This is a genomic window from Cellulosimicrobium sp. SJTW-1, from assembly GCF_047716875.1.
GTDB classification, from domain to species: Bacteria; Actinomycetota; Actinomycetes; order Actinomycetales; family Cellulomonadaceae; genus Cellulosimicrobium; species Cellulosimicrobium funkei.
Window position 1 is genome coordinate 3,077,125 of sequence record NZ_CP136680.1, and the last position, 16,522, is coordinate 3,093,646.

Annotated in this window: 13 protein-coding genes; 2 read left to right on the plus strand and 11 right to left on the minus strand. The window is 69.9% G+C overall.

Annotated elements, in window-relative coordinates; genetic code table 11:
- Positions 1-7: 7 nt before the first annotated feature.
- The 5 genes from RSE42_RS13910 to RSE42_RS13930 are packed head-to-tail and all read right to left on the minus strand — an operon-like array spanning position 8 to position 5,556.
- Positions 8-895 (minus strand): glycosyltransferase, encoded by an 888-nt coding sequence (locus tag RSE42_RS13910; protein ID WP_415296658.1) that lies wholly within the window; start codon positions 893-895, stop codon positions 8-10.
- Positions 892-1,857 (minus strand): glycosyltransferase, encoded by a 966-nt coding sequence (locus RSE42_RS13915; RefSeq protein WP_391516236.1) that lies wholly within the window; start codon positions 1,855-1,857, stop codon positions 892-894. The genes RSE42_RS13910 and RSE42_RS13915 overlap by 4 nt, the downstream gene beginning before the upstream one ends.
- On the minus strand, positions 1,854-3,152 hold the full coding sequence (locus RSE42_RS13920; RefSeq protein ID WP_415296659.1) for a nucleotide sugar dehydrogenase: 1,299 nt from the start codon (positions 3,150-3,152) through the stop codon (positions 1,854-1,856). The genes RSE42_RS13915 and RSE42_RS13920 overlap by 4 nt, the downstream gene beginning before the upstream one ends.
- Before the next feature lie 56 nt (positions 3,153-3,208).
- Positions 3,209-4,294 (minus strand): glycosyltransferase family 2 protein, encoded by a 1,086-nt coding sequence (locus RSE42_RS13925; protein WP_415296661.1) that lies wholly within the window; start codon positions 4,292-4,294, stop codon positions 3,209-3,211.
- On the minus strand, positions 4,291-5,556 hold the full coding sequence (locus RSE42_RS13930; RefSeq protein WP_415296663.1) for a glycosyltransferase: 1,266 nt from the start codon (positions 5,554-5,556) through the stop codon (positions 4,291-4,293). Before RSE42_RS13930 ends, RSE42_RS13925 begins: the two co-directional genes overlap by 4 nt.
- Between RSE42_RS13930 and wecB the strand changes: the two genes are divergently transcribed.
- Positions 5,443-6,507 (plus strand): non-hydrolyzing UDP-N-acetylglucosamine 2-epimerase, encoded by a 1,065-nt coding sequence (wecB, locus tag RSE42_RS13935; protein ID WP_415296665.1) that lies wholly within the window; start codon positions 5,443-5,445, stop codon positions 6,505-6,507. The genes RSE42_RS13930 and wecB overlap by 114 nt on opposite strands.
- A gap of 102 nt (positions 6,508-6,609) precedes the next feature.
- Here wecB and RSE42_RS13940 read toward each other — a convergent pair whose 3' ends face one another.
- The 6 genes from RSE42_RS13940 to RSE42_RS13965 are packed head-to-tail and all read right to left on the minus strand — an operon-like array spanning position 6,610 to position 14,185.
- Positions 6,610-7,743, minus strand: a complete 1,134-nt coding sequence (locus RSE42_RS13940; RefSeq protein WP_415296667.1) for a glycosyltransferase family 1 protein — start codon at positions 7,741-7,743, stop codon at positions 6,610-6,612.
- Between the two features lie 11 nt (positions 7,744-7,754).
- The gene (locus RSE42_RS13945) at positions 7,755-8,891 is read right to left on the minus strand and encodes a glycosyltransferase family 1 protein (RefSeq protein WP_415296669.1); all 1,137 of its coding nucleotides are present in this window, start codon (positions 8,889-8,891) and stop codon (positions 7,755-7,757) included.
- Positions 8,888-10,138, minus strand: a complete 1,251-nt coding sequence (locus tag RSE42_RS13950) for a glycosyltransferase (protein WP_155098538.1) — start codon at positions 10,136-10,138, stop codon at positions 8,888-8,890. Before RSE42_RS13950 ends, RSE42_RS13945 begins: the two co-directional genes overlap by 4 nt.
- Positions 10,135-11,232, minus strand: a complete 1,098-nt coding sequence (locus RSE42_RS13955) for a glycosyltransferase family 2 protein (protein ID WP_415296671.1) — start codon at positions 11,230-11,232, stop codon at positions 10,135-10,137. Before RSE42_RS13955 ends, RSE42_RS13950 begins: the two co-directional genes overlap by 4 nt.
- On the minus strand, positions 11,229-13,007 hold the full coding sequence (locus RSE42_RS13960) for an ABC transporter ATP-binding protein (RefSeq protein WP_415296673.1): 1,779 nt from the start codon (positions 13,005-13,007) through the stop codon (positions 11,229-11,231). The genes RSE42_RS13955 and RSE42_RS13960 overlap by 4 nt, the downstream gene beginning before the upstream one ends.
- Entirely contained in the window at positions 13,004-14,185 is a 1,182-nt protein-coding gene (locus RSE42_RS13965) for a glycosyltransferase family 4 protein (protein ID WP_415296674.1), read from the minus strand. Before RSE42_RS13965 ends, RSE42_RS13960 begins: the two co-directional genes overlap by 4 nt.
- Positions 14,186-14,560: 375 nt before the next feature.
- Here RSE42_RS13965 and RSE42_RS13970 point away from each other — a divergent pair, with 375 nt between their 5' ends.
- Entirely contained in the window at positions 14,561-16,504 is a 1,944-nt protein-coding gene (locus RSE42_RS13970) for a SpoIID/LytB domain-containing protein (RefSeq protein WP_415296675.1), read from the plus strand.
- Positions 16,505-16,522 lie beyond the last annotated feature (18 nt).

Genomic DNA, 16,522 nt, shown 5'->3' on the forward strand with positions numbered 1-16,522 from the left:
CGATTCTTCACTCACGACGGGACCTCGCCCGGCGGTTCGCGTGCCGGGCGGGCATCAGCGGCTCCCGTCGGACCGCCACCGCGACCCATGCCCGATACAGGGCACGCCGGACCGGTTCGCCCAGGACACGATATCCGCCCCGGACGAGAACGTTGCGCACGAACTGCGCGAGCGTCGTGAACCCGATCGCCCGCATGCGCCGCTGCAGCTCGATCTCGGACCGCAGGAGCCGGCGTCCGCCGCGCCGTCGGTAGGCCCCGGCGTCGACGCGGTACAGCACGAGGGGGTCGGGGACGTTCGCCACCCGGGCACCGCGCGCGATCATGCGGGCGAAGAGCCAGTAGTCCTCGAGGAGGTCGAGGTGCTCGTAGCCACCGGCCTCACGGACCGCGCTGCGACGGAACACCACGGTCGGGTGGTTGAACGGGGACGCGAACCGGGCCCGTCGCACGATCTCCGCCTGCGTCGTGGGAGGCACGCGGACGAGCCCGTCGCCGGGCCGGCTGTCGTCGAGCTCCTCGATGGCGCTGCCCACGAGGTCGAACCCGCGCTCGAGGAGCGGCAGCTGGGCGGCGAAGCGCTCCGGGCGCGAGACGTCGTCGGCGTCCTGCCGGGCGACGACCTCGTGACGACAGCGCACGAGGCCGGCCTCCAGGGCGCGGGCGAGGCCGACGTTCGCGTCGAGCCGGACGTGGTCGACCGGGACGGCGGAGGCGGCGACGAGCGCGAGGACGGCCTCGTCGAGCTCCGGGCCCGTCGGCCCGTCCTGCACCAGCACCACCTCGTCCGGCGGGAGCGTCTGGTCGGCCGTCACCGAGAGGAACGACCTCCGCAGGTGCTCGGGGTCGTCGCTGCGGTAGTACGGGAGCAGGACGGAGAACGGCGTCGTCGTCACGCCGTGGACCGTTCGAGCCGCTCGACCGAGGCGCTGACCGGACCGAGCCCGGCGAGGACCCGGCTGTTGGGCCGCGGGCGGCGGAACACCCCGTCCCGCAGCCCTTTCACCCCGGCCGCCAGGAGCGTGCGCCGGTCCTGCGAGCGCGCGGCGGTGCGCAGCCACCGTCGTGCGCTGGCCCCGGCGTACAGCACCCGCTCCGACGGCGAGAGCGACGACGAGCGGGTGAGCATCCAGATCTTGTTGCGCACCTCGTAGTAGAACCGAGGACCGGGGTCGGCGTCCGTCGCCCCGAAGGTCTTCGTCCGGTGCTCGACGACGCTCCGCGGCACGTGCAGGCCGGTCCCCGAGCGCAGCAGGCGGGCGGAGTACTCGAAGTCGTCGTTCCAGATGAAGTAGTCCGCCACGGGCAGCCCGTGGTGCCGGACCGCGCGCGCGTCGACGAGCATCGAGACGAACGAGGAGGACCGTACCGGCACCGCCGCGACCGAGGCCGCGGACCGCACCTCGGCGCCCGCCGCGCCCGGCCGCCGCCGCGGCGTGTTCATCGGGTGGTCGCGGCCGTCGGTCCACACCACGCGGCTCCCCAGGAGCGCGACGGGCCCCCCGTAGCCGTCGCGCGCGGCCAGGAGCTCCTGCAGCGCCCCCGGCGTCGGGATCGTGTCGTCGTCCATGAGCCAGACCAGGTCGGCGGCCATCTCCTCGACCGCGTGCGCGAGGCCGACGGCGAAGCCCCCGGCACCGCCGGTGTTGCGTGCCAGCTCCAGCACGGTCGGCGCCACGCGGTGGGTCGCGGCGACGACCGCCGAGTCGTCCGGCGACGCGTTGTCCACGACGAGCACCGCGTCCACCGGCCGCGTCTGGACGGCGAGCGCGTCGAGCGCCTCCACGAGCAGGTCCCGGCGCGCGTACGCGACGACGACCGCGACGACCCGCGCCGGCGCGCCGCCCGAGGTGGTCACGCCGTCCCGCCCCCGAGCACGATGCGCGGCGTGCCGGACCAGCGCGCGGCGTCGGTGACCCGACGCCCGTCCACGACGAGGCGGACCCCCGGCAGGCGGTCCGGACCCAGCTCCGCGTACTCCGCGTGGTCGGTCTGCACGACGGCGAGGTCGGCGGCGTCGCCGTACGCGTACGGCTCGAGGCCCAGCGACCGCAGCTCGTCGTCGGAGTAGAGCGGGTCGTGGACGACGACGGTCGCGCCTCGCTCCTCGAGCGCCCGGACGGTGGCGAACACGCCGGAGAACGCCGTCTCCTTCACCCCGCCGCGGTACGCGGCCCCGAGCACCACGGCGCGCAGCCCCGAGAGGTCGCCCAGCACCTCGGCGGCGCGCTCGACCACGCGGTCCGGCATCGCGGCGTTCACGGCGCGGGCCTCGCGGACGATCGACGCCTTCGGGTCGACCGACAGGTAGAGGCGGGGGTACACCGGGATGCAGTGACCCCCGACCGCGATGCCCGGGCGGTGGATGTGGCTGTACGGCTGGGAGTTGCACGCCTCGATCACGGAGTACACGTCGATGGCGTGCTCGTCGGCGAACAGGGCGAACTGGTTCGCGAGGCCGATGTTGACGTCCCGGTAGGTCGTCTCGGCGAGCTTGGCGAGCTCCGCCGCCTCGGCGGACCCCAGGTCCCACACCCCGTTCGGACGGGCGAGGTCGTCGCGCTCGTCGAACGTGAGGACCGCCTCGTAGAACTCCCGGGCCCGCTGCGCGCCGGCCTCCGAGAGCCCTCCGACGAGCTTCGGGTAGCGACGCAGGTCCGCGAACACCCGTCCCGTCAGCACGCGCTCCGGCGAGAAGACGAGGTGGAAGTCCTCGCCCTCGCGCAGGCCGGAGACCTCCTCCAGGAGCGGCTTCCAGCGGTTGCGCGTGGTGCCGACGGGCAGCGTCGTCTCGTACGACACGAGGGTCCCGGGGGTCAGGTGCTCCGCCAGCGACCGCGTCGCGGCGTCCATCCAGCCGAAGTCGGGCTGCGCCGTCTCCTCGTCGACGAAGAGCGGCACCACCAGCACGACGGCGTCCGCACCCGGCACCGCGTCCCCGTAGTCGGTCGTCGCGCGCAGCCGGCCCGCGGGGACGAGCTCCGTGAGCTTCTCCTGGAGGTGGGCCTCGCCGGGGAACGGCTCCACCCCGGCGTTGACCTTGTCGACGACGGCAGGGTTGACGTCGACGCCCACGACGTCGTGCCCTTGGTCGGCGAACTGGACAGCAAGGGGAAGCCCGATCTTGCCCAGGGCGATGACGGCGATGCGCATGGTGGTCCTCAGAGGTGCGTCGGCAGGATGGTGGTCCGAGAGAACAATAGGCGTGCTCAACGCGTCGTCAGAAACGACGCAGCCATGAAGCGCGCTGGGGCCTCGCGCGCGAGGAGACGCGACAGGTCGCGCGTGAGGACGGTCGCCGGGCGTCCGTGGTGCCGCCTCCTGACCGACGCCGCGATCAGCGCATCGGCCGTCCCGGTGCGCGAGCGCGCGAGGTCGAGGAGCTTTCGGTCGGCGAGCGAGAGAACCCGGTCGTAGTGCGGCGCGGCGGCGTCGAGCGCGTGGACGACCGCGCTCAGGTCACGACGTTCCTCGCTCGTCCACAGCTCGCGTTCCTGCCGATGGAAAACCGCTCCGAAGACGTGGATGCGCACGACCTTGACGGCGATCGCCCGACGGGCGGCCGGTGGAAGCGCGGTGAACCACGGCAGGGCGACGAGGTCGAGGACGAAGGCCAGCTCGTCGGCGATCGGGCGGGGGGTGTAGGTCACACGCTCGACCGCGTCGTCACCGATGACGTAGGCCGGGCCCCGCCGGTCGAACGCGACCTTCGCGCCGGCCCACAGCGCGGTCGCGAAGGCGACGTCCTCGCCCACGCGCAGACCTTCGCGCATGCGGAGCCCGAGCCTGTCGACCGTCTCACGACGCACGAGCCCGAGCGGAGCGCTCCGGTAGGAGAGACGGTCCTCGACGAGGCCGAGGTCCCGGACACGACCAGGTCGCGCCGCCGGCGTCGGGACCCGCGCACCGTTCGCGTGCGCGAGGCGCGGGATCACCACCTCCGCGCTCGTACGCCGCGCGAGCTCCAGCCAGGACGCGAGCGCGCCGCGCTCGAGCCAGTCGTCGGACCCCATGATGCTCACGTAAGGCGCCTCGGCGCGGTCGAGCCCGAGGTTGAACGGCCCGGCAGGACTCGGCACGCCGTCGTACAGCTCGAGCGTCCGCACCCGGTCGTCGCCGCCCGCCGCGTGCACTGCACCGAGCGCCTCGACGATCACGGCAGGATCGGTGTTGTGGCACACGACCGTGACCCGTGCGTGGACGTCGTCCTGGGCGAGCACCGAGGCGACCGCGCGGGCCACCGGACGACGAGGGTCGTGGACGGCCACCACGACGTCGACCTCCCGAGGTGTCACCTGCCCGCCTCTCGCCGGGCGCCCGCAGCGTCCCGGTAGGCGTCGGCGTAACCCTGCTGCACCGACTCGGGGCTGAACCGGTCCCCGATCGTGGCAGCGATCTCCGCGGCGTCGAGCGACCGGGTCCGAGCATCCGTCGCGACGATGGCGTCCGCGTACGCTCCGGCGTCCTGGACGTCCACCAGGCTGCCCACCTCGGAACGGATGTACTCGCCCTGGCCGCCGGTCGCCCCGACGACGACGGGACGTCCGTGCACCAGAGCCTCCGCGGCGGAGACGCAGAAGTTGTCGGCACGCGTGGGCAGGAAGAACATGTCGGCACCCGCGAGGACGTCAGAGACGCCCGTCGCGTCCTGCACGCCCGGCAGGTGGACCCGGTCGGCGACCCCCAGCTCGTCCGCCCGCCCGAGGACACGGTCCCTCAACGGTCCGGAACCGACCCACGTGAGCTCCGCCACGACGTCCCGCTCCCGGAGCGCCGCCACCGTCTCGACCGCCAGGACCGGGTCCTTCCTGTCGATGAGACCGCCGACGGCAGCCAGGCGCAGCACCTCGCCCCGTTCGGGACGTGGCGCGAGGGGCGTCGGGCTCGGCACGATGCACGGGACGATGGCGGTCCTGCCCGACCGGACGTCGCGGATCGGGCGCGCCAGGTACTCGCACACCGCGGTGACGACGTCGGGTCGCGCGAGCAGAGGTCGCAGCACCGGCAGGGCGACCTGCCAGACCGCCGGCAACGTGCCCGGGTTCGTCAGGCCCGACCAGTGCTCGGTGTGGACCCAGGGCGCATCGGGGCGACCGAGCGCGAAGGGAAGGAGCGCGGAGAAGGCCATCGTGTGGACGAGGTCCGCATCACGAAGGAGGGGACGCAGCTCACGCGCCGCGCGCGCTACGTGGTCGGGCCTCTGGGTCGACATGACCACCCGGTGAACGCGAACATCGCCCCGCTCGACCACGGACTCCCCGTCGTGGAGGGACGGCGGCACGAGGTGGACGACCTCGACCTCGTGGTCCCGCGCGAGCACCTCGACGTCCTTCTCGACGAACGCACCGAGCGACGGGCTCAACCCGGTCGGGTACCACGTGGTCACGGCGACGATCTTCATCACGGAGGACGGTACCAGGGCGACCGGATAGCATCGTCGCCCGTGAAGCTCCTCAGTGTCGTCGGCGCCCGTCCCCAGTTCGTCAAGCTCGCCCCGATCGCCCGCGCCGCGTCCGCGGCAGGCGTCGAGCACGTCATCGTGCACACCGGCCAGCACTATGACCCGATGCTGTCCGACGTGTTCTTCCAGGATCTCGAGATCCCTGACCCGGACGTCCACCTCGGAGTGGGGTCCGGAAGCCACGGCGTCCAGACGGGCGCCATCCTGGGCGCGCTCGACGGGGTGCTCGAGGAGCACCGTCCGGACTGGGTGCTCGCCTACGGCGACACCAACTCGACCCTCGCGGCCGCCGTCGCCGCGGTGAAGCTGCACTTCCGCCTCGCCCACCTCGAGGCGGGCCTGAGGTCGTTCAACCGGCGCATGCCCGAGGAGCACAATCGGGTCCTCACCGACCACGCCGCGGACCTGTGCCTCGCGCCCACCGACGTCGCCATGGGCCACCTCGCGGCCGAGGGTCTCGCCGAGCGGTCGGTCCTCGTGGGCGACGTGATGACGGACGTCCTGTTCCAGGTGCGCGACACGGTCGCAGAGCAACCTGTCGGCCTCCGGACGGAGCTCTCCCTCGAGCGCGGCGGGTACTACGTGGCGACGCTCCACCGCGCCGAGAACACCGACGACCCGCAGCGGCTCGGCGCGATCGCCGCAGCCCTCTCGACGCTGGACCGCCCTGTGGTCCTCCTGGCGCACCCTCGCGTGGTCGCCAAGGCCGCTGTCCACGGCGTCGCCCTCGAACAGGGTTCGCTGCGGGTGCACGCTCCGCTCGCCTATCCCGACCTCGTCGCCGCCGTGCTCGCGAGCGCCGGGGTGGTGACGGACTCGGGCGGTCTCCAGAAGGAGGCGTTCCTCCTGCGGGTCCCGTGCACGACCGTCCGCACCGAGACCGAGTGGGTCGAGACGGTGGACCTGGGCTGGAACGTCCTTGCCGACACCGCGGACGAGATCTCCGCGGCCGTCCGCCGGCCCGCTCCCCGACCTACCGACACCGCTCCCTACGGCGACGGCAACGCCGCGCACCGCGTAATCAAGACGCTCGAGGCGCGCGCGTAAAGCGATCGGCGGCCGGCCCGCGATCCCAGCGCTTGAGGTGCAACTGCGGAGGCCCCACGCGGCAGGCTTACGCCCCGCGGACAGCGGGCCAACGGCGGTCCTTTACCGCACGTCGTCAGCCGTCTCGGCTGAGGCCGCGATGCGTTGGATTGCAGTGAGCCACGGGGCCGTCGCTGCCTCTGCCGAGAGGTCGCGCGCGGCAGAGGCGGACGACCGCTTCCACTCCATGACCTCGTCCGATGCCAGCCCGTCGAGGACCGTCGTCAGGTCCTGCGCTGTGAAACCCTCGGTGACCGCGCCCAGGCCGCGCTCCCGGACGATCGCGGCCATCTCAGGTGAAGGTCCCACGAGCACGGCGAGTCGCGCCTGGACGTAGTCAAACAACTTGTTCGGCAGGGCCCACCGGTTGTTCTCGTTGATCGGCGGCAGGACGTGGATTCCCACATCGTACTCGTTGAGCCTCTCAACAAGTTGCGCGTAAGGGACGGGATCGAGCACGCGCACCCGCTCCGAGCCGGCTACCCGCCTCTTTAGTTCGGCGAGGTGCTCCGGCTCGTTGGGCATCAGGTAAAGGTCCAACGTCACGTCGGCCGTCGATGCCTCGACCGCCTGGACGACCGACATCAGGCCGCGCGAGACCATCGCGTTCCCGCTGTGGACCAGTCGGATCGGACGACCGACTTCCCCCACCGCGAGGTCGACGAAGGGGGTCGCATTGAGAACTACCCCGGCATCGATCTCGAACTCCTGCGCGTACCTTGCAGCGATCATGGGCCCCACGGTGGTCGTCGAGCTGGCCCGGGTCACGTACGTCCGGCACAACCAACGGTAGTACGGGGCCACGAACCATCTCCAACGAGGCAGTTCGGAGTGCATCCCTGGCGCGTACTCGTGGAGGTCGGCATGCACCCCACCGCGTGGGCGGAGCGCGAGGGCGAGCGGGACCGCCTCGACATCGTTTGCCAGCACGACGTCGAAGCAGCGTCCCGTCAGCCTTGCTCGCGCCTCACGGACAGCCGCGTTCGTCCAGTAGACCCGCTTGTACTGCCGGAGGAGCAGCCACCGCGCGTCCTTCACCCAGGCTTGGCACTCCTCCGGAATCTCGACGTGCTCCGACACACCCTCGGGCCGCGGGCCGTGACCGCAGGTTCTCACGTCGAACTTCTCACTCAGGAGACGGACCTGCTTGAGCACCCTCGCGTCGCTCGCGATGCGCGAGAACGAGATGATCAGCACGGATGGACGGCTCATGCGCCCGACTCCAGCAAGCTGGCAAGTGTACGCTCCCACACGTCGACCTGAGCGTCCGCCGCGAGGGGTCGCGCCGCTCGGTCGCTGGCAGCCTTGAACGACGCGACCGTCTCCGGCGTCAGCCGATCAATCTGTGCTGCGAGATCCTCGGCCGTGAAGCCCTGCGCGACGAGTCCCAGCCCTCTCTGCGTGGTCACCGAAGCCATCTCTGGCGATGGTCCGACGAGCAACCCCAGCCGGGCCTGGACATAATCGAAGAACTTGTTGGGCAATGCCCACGCGTTGTTGAAGTTCACTGGTGGCAGGAGGTGGACTCCCACGTCGAAACCGTTGAGCAGCGGCACGAGTTCCGCGTACGGGACGGCATCGTTCACGCGAACGTGCGGAAGGGCCCCCGCGCGGCTGCGGAGCTCGTCGAGGTAACCCGGATCGTTGGGCGCGAGGTACAGGTCCAAGGACACCGGGGCGGAGCTTAGTTCGACAGCGTCCAGCAGGAGCATGAGCTGCCGGTTGCGCAGGCACGCTCCGCTGTGTACGAGTCTGATCCGATCTCCGACCGGTCCCGGCCGGAGATCAGCGAACGGAGCCGCGTTCGTCACGACTTCGCAACGGAGCCCGATCTCGCGCTGGTACTCGTCCGCGAGCCCCTGAGATACCGTGGTGGCCGCGCCGGCACGAGTGCCGTACCGCCGGCACAGCCACGCGTAGTAGGGCCCGATCCGGCTACGCCACACATCGTCGTCTTCGTGGAGCCGGGGCGAGTACTCGTGGAGGTCTGCGAGCACACGCCGCTGCGGGACGAAGGAGAACGCAAGCGGAATGGTGTCGGGGTCGTTTGCGATCGCGAGGTCGAACCGGCGACCGCGCAGCTTCGCCCGCGCCTCGACCGCCTTGGGCGTGAGCCGGTGGGCGAGGGGATATGTACGCAGGGTGATGTAGCGACCGTGGTGGGTGCGCCAGTGCTCGTCCTCGATCCGGACGTGCTCTACCCGCGGGTCAGGCCGTGGACCGTAGCCGCACGTCGTCACGTCATAGATCCCCGCGAACCGCTTGATCTGCTTCAGGACGCGTGCGTCTGACGCGAGGCGGGAAAACGAGATGATGAGCAGAGAGGGACGCGGCGATCCGCTCACGTGGCTTGACCTTTCCGTCGAGGTGTGAGGTGCGCGACGACTTGCGCCGTGCGCCGACCGTTCTCGTCGGCGTCGCTCAGACGCCTCCACGTCTCGCGCGGCGCGAACCGCTCACGTTCAAGGAACGCCCGCTCGATCGACGCCGCGAGTTCGCTGGGTTCGACGTCTGCGGCGACCAGGATGCCAGAAGCGTGCGCCTCGCCAACGATCTCACCAGTACCGCCGACGTCGGTGGCGACGACGGGGACGTCGAACGAGAGCGCCTCCATGATGCTCACCGGGACGCCTTCGCTCGCGCTCGCGTTCACGAACACGTCGACAGAGGTGCTGCGGAAGAAGTCGATCACCTCGTCGTGGCTCATCTGGCCCCGCAATTCGACCTCGAGCCCGGCATCGGCGACCGCACTCGCACGCTCACGGAGATCGTGCTCGAGCGGTCCGCCACCGAGATGCACCCACCGAACCGGGCGCGACCGGCTCAGCGCATGGACAGCGTCCAGGATCAACGTCGTGCGCTTCACCGGCGTGAGGGACGAACACGAGACGACGACGAGCGGCCCACCGGCCACCCGCTGCGGCTGCACGCCGTGGTCCGCTGTCCCCAAACGAGAAAGCTCGATCCACGAGCTGTCAACGTGCTCAGGGTAGTGCTCCAGCAAGTAGTCGCGCCCATGTTCGGAGATGGCTAGGACGACGTCCGCCCGGTTCATCAGGCTCGCCCGCAGAGGCTGACCGGACCTCTGCTCCTCTTCGTAGAGGTCGTACCGGTGGAGCCGGAGCGCGACCGGTCCGGACGATCTCGGCAGCCCCGCGACCGCCAGCCCCGCCCCAGCAGCCCAGTATGCGTAGACCGTCGTACGCCAACCCGGCTCGCGGAGCGCGGCCCGGAGTCGTGCGTCTCGACCGCGCTTGATGCTGGCCAGCGCCGCCATCGTCTCGGTCCGCCACCTTCCCCGAAGGCGCCCGGCACGCCACTCGCGGACGAGCATACCGAGCAGGCGGGACGCCACCGAGGGCACGGCCAGGTGCCCCAGGGCACGTCGGCGACTGCCGCCTTTGACCGAGCCGCCGTACCTGACGCCGGGCGGCATCGCGACAAGTTCCTCGTCACCGGGTTGCGGGTAGTTGAAGACCACGACGTCGTCGAAAGCGGAGGCGAGGTGCGGCACCTCCGTCTCAAGGAAGGCTGCGTCGCCACGAGCGAAGGGGTACTCGTTCGTGAGGAGGACGAGGCGGGAGCGCGTCACGTCGTGGTCCCCTGCCTCCGCCCCGGCCAGGTCACGTAGCGTACGAGACGGCGCAGGGTCCCTTCGCGATCGAAGATCCGCCACGGTGCCCGAGGCGTCCACCGGGCGACACGGGACGCGCGTCCGCGCTCGGCGCCGACCGCCCGGATGCGGTCAGGTCCGGTCGACTCGTCCAGCAGAACGTCCAGCACCGCGCGATCCGCACGAGAGAACGGGTCGAGCATCCGCGGAGCGAGCTGGACGCCCATCTGCGCGAGCTCCCGAGCAGCTGCGACGTCGTCCGCCGAGAACGCCTCGCCGGACGCTCGAGCAAGCAAGGCACCCAAGACGTGGACCCTGACCGTCTTGACGACGAACGCGTGGCGCTCTCGCGGCCCCAGTCCACGGATCCAGTCCGAGTCGAAGAGACCGCGGTACGCCTCGAGGTCCTGGCGAAAAGGTCGCGCCGTCATCGTGACACGGGTACCGGCGTCGGCCATGATCACGTAGCCCGGGTCGCGCGGGTGAAAGTCGATGCGGACGTCGGCGAACCACAACCTCGCCGAAAATTCCGCATCTTCACCCGTGGCGACGCCCGGCGTGAACCGCAGCCCGAGATCGTCCACGAGCGTCCTCCTGAACAGCGCCAGAGGGGCGGTCCGATAGGCGAGGCGGTCACGCACGGGGTCCAGGCGGCGCTCGCGCCGCCAGCGGCTCAGCGGGTTGGCCAACGGGGGGCCGTCGTCGTATCGCATCGGATAGACCAGGACGTCAGGACGGTCCGTCGCGACCCGCCCCACCATGCGAGCTAACGCGCCAGCCTCGAAGCGATCGTCCGAGCCGAGGAGACCCACGTACTCCGCGGTCGCCGCCTGGACACCGGCCGTGAACGGCCCCGCCGCGCTGCGGACTCCGTCCGCAAAGTCGATCCATGTCACGAGTGACGCCTCGTAGGCGTCGCGGAGGTCACCGAACGACTCCGCCGGCAGCCCGTGGCGGACGACGATCACCCGAACACCAGACGGCGCTCCGTCGAGAACTGAGTCGATCGCGCGGCGCAGGGGGCGCGCAGAGTCGTGCACCGCGATGACCACGTCTACGGTCGGCCCGCTCATGCCAGGCCCGCCAGAGTTGCCTGCACCGCAAACTCCGGCACGTCCCGGACGAGCTCGTCGAACGAGCCGGTCGCGACGAGTCTTCCGTCGCTCATGAAACAAACCTGATCCGCATGACGGATCGTCGCCAGACGGTGCGCCACAGAGACAAGCGTCACCTCGCCGTGCAGCGCACGCAGCGCTGCCGTCACGTCGGACTCCGTCTTGGTGTCGAGCGCACTCGTGGCCTCGTCCATGACGAGCACCAGCGGATCAGCAAACAGTGCGCGCGCGATCCCCAGGCGCTGCCTCTGACCGCCTGAGAGGGCGAGCCCGCGTTCCCCGACCCGTGACTCTAGCCCGCCGGGCCGCGCCAGCACCGCGTCGAGCAGCTGCGCCCGCCTGAGGGCCTCCCGAACCTTGTCCTTGTCGATCTCCTCGTCCCACGTGAGCGCGACGTTCTGCGCCACGGTGCCGTCGAAGATGGCGACGTCTTGAGGCACGTAGCCCACACGCCTGCGCCATGCACCGAGCACGTCTCCGAGCAGCGCGTCCCCGACGCGGATAGATCCTCTCTGAGGCACGATCAGTCCCAGCATGAGATCGACCAGGGTGCTCTTGCCGGACCCGGAGGCACCGACGAGCGCAACGGATGAGCCGAGCTCGATGCTCAGGTTCACATCCCGCACCGCGGCCTCCGACCGATCAGGGTAATTGAAGGTCACCCCTCGGAAGACGATTCGTTCCGCGTCGTCGGGAAGGGTGTGTTTCCCGAGTTCCTCGGCACGTGCTGTGTAAGTCTTCGCCATCTCGATATCCGCCAGCACCGCGGAGACGTGGGCGGCGTTCGACGTGGCCGTCGTCACGACACCCTGAAAGCCGGTCAACGACGGCACCATGCGGAACCCCGCGACTGCGAACAGGGCGACCGCGCTGATCGCGCCTTCTGCCCCTGAGACGAGGTAGCTCACAGCGCCGACCAGGAGGAACCCGCCCACGAGCGCTGAGTCTATTACGAATCTGGGTACGGCACCCAGGAACGAGATGTTGGCGCGCGCATGAGTCGAACGCTGACGGTTCTCCCGGATGACGGAGGCGACCTCGCCGAACTTGTCGCGGAGGGTGATCTCCTTCAGCGCCCCGACCATTTCAGTCATTAGGCCCGCAACGCGCATCGAGTAGTCCCGGTTGACACGCCCTGCCTGCAGGGACTTGCGCGCCACCCAAAAGTAGAGAATTGCTCCGATCCCACCGAGATAGCACAGCGTGACGAGCGCGGTAACGGGTTGGGCGAGCAGAAGGACCGCAACGAGCGCGACGAAAGTCACAACGAGCGACGGCAGCATCAGCACGGGGAGGAGAAAACCGGCGATTGTGTTCGCGATACCCACGTCCGACAGCCGCACGAGTTCCGACGTCGTCCGCTTGAGGCGGTCGAGCCAAGGCGCCCGCATATACGACGCGAAGAGCTGGTCCCCAATCTCGAGCTCGAAATGCGCGAACCTGCGCGTGGCGAACCACTGGAGCGCGATGTTGGCAGCCGACTTCAGCAAGATCAGCGCCACGAGAACGACGATGATCCAAGGGTACTGCGACGAATCGACCCTCCCAATCAACGGGACCTGCCCTTCGCCTCCTGTCGCCATGACGCTCACCACCGCGGCGAGCAAGCCGAGCGCCACGACGTCGACGAGCGCCAGGAGGCTGGACACGATCGCATGCCACACCAAGAACGCTCGTGCCCCTGGGGGGAGATAGGGAAGGAGCGCTCGGATCCGGTCGACGATGATCTTCATCGGGCTCCTTCCGACAATGCCCCACGGATGATCTTCGCAGCCTCGCTCGCACGCGCGGTCCACGACGCGTTGGCGTCGACCCATCGAGCGAGCTGGCGGCGCTCCTCCCCGTCGAGAGCCTTCTCGAGCATCGTGACCATTTCGGCCGCGACGCTCTCGTCGTCCCAGTCGGCGGTGCGGCCGAGCCCTTGCTGCGCCACCACAGTTCGCGCGACGCCCGAGCCGGCGTAGAGCACAGGTGCGCCGGACGCCAGGCCGGCGAGGATCTTCGTGGGGAACGCCATGTCGTATCCGGCGCCCGGTCTCATGCTGACCAGGGCGGCCCGGGCTCCACGAAGCCACGCGGACGCCTCAGCCGGAGGAACAGGAGGCAGCATGCGCACGCATCGCCCACCGTCAGGGAGCTTCCGGGCCTCGCGTTCGATCGTCTGCCAGGATGCTCCCTGACCGAGATACACCAGGACCGCGTCGGGCACCTTCTCGCGCACGAGCGCCATCGCTCTGACGAACACCTCGGCCCCTTGCCACTGCGACATGGTCCCGGCGTAGACGACGTACGGTGCCGCTGGAGCGTTCGGGTGCGTGGAGCCGGCGGGCGTGAATACCGCCGTGTCGATCCCGTTGCGGACGAGTCGGACGCCACGAGCTCCCAGTTCTTTCGCGCGCTCCGCAACCCCGTCGGTCACGGCGATCACGGACGCCGCGCCCCGCATCACCCACGACTCGAGCGCGCGGAGTGCGCGAACCACGAACCGGGGCGCGAGCGCGGCCGACGCGTCGGACCAGATGTCCGCCGCGTAGTACACGTACGGGACGCGCCGGATCGCGCAGGCGAGGCGCACGGCGAGGCCGGTCGTCGGGGGCGGCTCCACCACGACAACGTCTGGGCGGGGAGCGACTAGCATCCGGAAGAGCAGCGGCATGTCGAAGCTGAGGTACGGCACGTAGCCTCGGATGCTCCCGGTACGGTCGCGAAGGACGGGAAAGCGTCGGACGTCGACGCCGGGAGAGTGCTCTCCACGTTCACCGCCGCGCAGGGGCGCGCGCGACGTAAGCACCGTGACGCTCAGACCCTCGTTCACCAGCGCTGTCGCCAGCGCGCGAAGCCGGAATGCCGCGGCGGCCGGTTCGGGTGCGTAGATCCTCGTCGCCAAGGTCACTCGACCCATCGGCGTCATCCACCTTCCTATCGCATGAGTCCCGTGCGACCCTCGCGTCCGCTCCGCGGACGCCGGGACGCCTCGCAAGACACGCGAACGCTCCGCACGACCGAGAGAACACTACCTGGCACGCAGAGCGCGGATCACCGCCAGTCCCCCGTCTGCGAGCTTGGTGTACCGAACCGTCACAAAACGTTCCGCTCTCCGAGGAGCTGGATCCGAAACGTCACAGGGCACCCCATGCTCCCGAGGACACCTGTCTCGCAAAGCGGAAGACACGCTCTAGCCTGGAGGGGAATCGTACGCAAGGAACGAGGTGGCACGATGACGTGGACATGGCTGCGAGGGTCGCAGCAGCGACATGGGGCGGCGGTGGTCGCAGGGCTCGGGCTCGTGCTCGCCCTGCTGGGTGGCGCCCCGGCCCAGGCGTCGATCGTGACGGCCGAGCGCGTGAACCTACCGCCGTCCGGGACCGTAACGATCGCCGGCCACGGTTACGGGCACGGGATCGGGCTCTCGCAGTACGGTGCGCGCGGGGCGGCGACGCAGGGTGTGGGATATAGGGCGATCCTCGACTTCTACTACCCGGGCACCGCGCACACCGGCCAGCGCGACTCCCCGATCCGGGCACTCGTCTCCGCTGACACGGACAACGACGTGCGAGTCGTCGCCGTCCCGGGGATGACCGTGAGGGACGCGGCCGGGACGGTGCGAACCCCCCAGTTCGCAGGACGTACGGTCACGCAGTGGCGCGTCGTCCGCTCGGGAGCCGACCTCCATGTCGACGGCCTCTCCGCGGGCAGCTGGGTTCGCTGGTCCACCCTGCGGACCACGCACCTCGATTTCGCGACCCCCGGAGATACAGTCCAGCTCGTTGTCCCTGACGGGACACGGCGAGAGTACCGAGGCTTGATCCGGGCTGTCGCCGACGGTTCCTCCCCGGGCTTGCGCTCGGTGAACCAGGTCTCGATGGAGAGCTATCTCCGTTCTGTCGTGCCCGCCGAGTCACCGTCCAGCTGGCCCTACGACGCCCTGCGCGCACAGGCTGTCGCTGCACGCACCTACGCCTCGTTCGACCGACGGGCCGCAGGTTCGCGTGCGTGGGACACGTGCGACACGACGCAGTGCCAGGTCTATCGCGGCTACCGGACCCTCAACGGGAGTGGCTCGGTCGTCACAGTCCACGAGGCCGCGCGCACCGACACGGCGATCCGCGAGACGGCCGGGCAGATTCGGACATACGGGGGCGCACCGGCGTTCACGCAGTTCAACTCGTCCAACGGCGGCTGGACGAAGACGGGGAGCCAACCGTACCTGGTGGCGAGGGCAGATCCCTGGGACGCAGTCGGCAATCCGGTCCATTCGTGGAGCGTCTCCGTTTCGGTCTCCCAGTTCGCCGCCGCGTTCCCAGGGATCGGCCAGATTCGGAGCATCGAGGTTCGTACCCGAACCGCCAATGGGGAGTGGGGCGGCCGTGTCGAGAGCGTGACGGTGACCGGTACGCAGGGTCAGCAGACCACGACGGGTGTCGGCATCCGGTCCGCGCTGGGGCTTCGGAGCGACTGGTGGAAGATCACGGGCTCGACACGCCTGGACACCGATTTCAGCACGGACGGTCGACCGGATCTTCTCGTCCAGAAGGACGACGGCGCGCTCGACCACTACGAGGGTACGGGTGCCGGAACCTTCGGTAGGGTCACGCAGGTTGGCGAGGGCTGGCAGGCGATGCGCATAGCCGTACGTGCCAACGACCTTACCGGGAATGGGCGCGTCGACGTCCTCGCGGTCGACGCCGCAGGCCGGATGTGGCGGTACCCGATCAACGGCGCAGGTCGGTTCGGACCGCGTGTGGCCGTAGGCCCGGGCTGGGGTTCGATGACGACCGTCGTCGCGCCCGGAGATGTCGACGGCGACGGGGACTCCGACATCTTGGCCGTCGACAACATGGGCACGATGTGGCTCTACGCGGGCAACGGTCGCGGGGGCTTCGGCTCGAAGGTCCGTGTCGGCCCAGGTTGGGGCTCCATGACGAACGTGGTCGGCGGAGGCGACTGGAACGACGACGGTCATTCCGACTTCCTCGCGACGGACGCGGCGGGGACCTTGTTCCTCTACCGGGGCAACGGCAAAGGGGGCTTCGCGGCGACGCCGATCGGCCAGGGGTGGTCGCCGATGCGCCTCGTCTCCACGACGGAGGACCTCGACGGCGATGCACGACCGGATCTGGTTGCAGCCGATCCCGGTGGAACGCTCTACCTCTACGCGTGGTCAGGGACAAGTTTCCCGCGCCGCACTGCCATTGGTCCGGGCTGGACTTCGGTGGAGCGCCTCGTCTGACTACTGGGAAAGAAAGCA

Bases quoted from the DNA above. Each gene is read 5' to 3' on its own strand.
- RSE42_RS13955 (WP_415296671.1), bottom strand. From the start codon at position 11,232: ATGAGCGGGCCGACCGTAGACGTGGTCATCGCGGTGCACGACTCTGCG.
- RSE42_RS13965 (WP_415296674.1), bottom strand. From the start codon at position 14,185: ATGACGCCGATGGGTCGAGTGACCTTGGCGACGAGGATCTACGCACCC.
- RSE42_RS13960 (WP_415296673.1), bottom strand. From the start codon at position 13,007: ATGAAGATCATCGTCGACCGGATCCGAGCGCTCCTTCCCTATCTCCCC.
- RSE42_RS13920 (WP_415296659.1), bottom strand. From the start codon at position 3,152: ATGCGCATCGCCGTCATCGCCCTGGGCAAGATCGGGCTTCCCCTTGCT.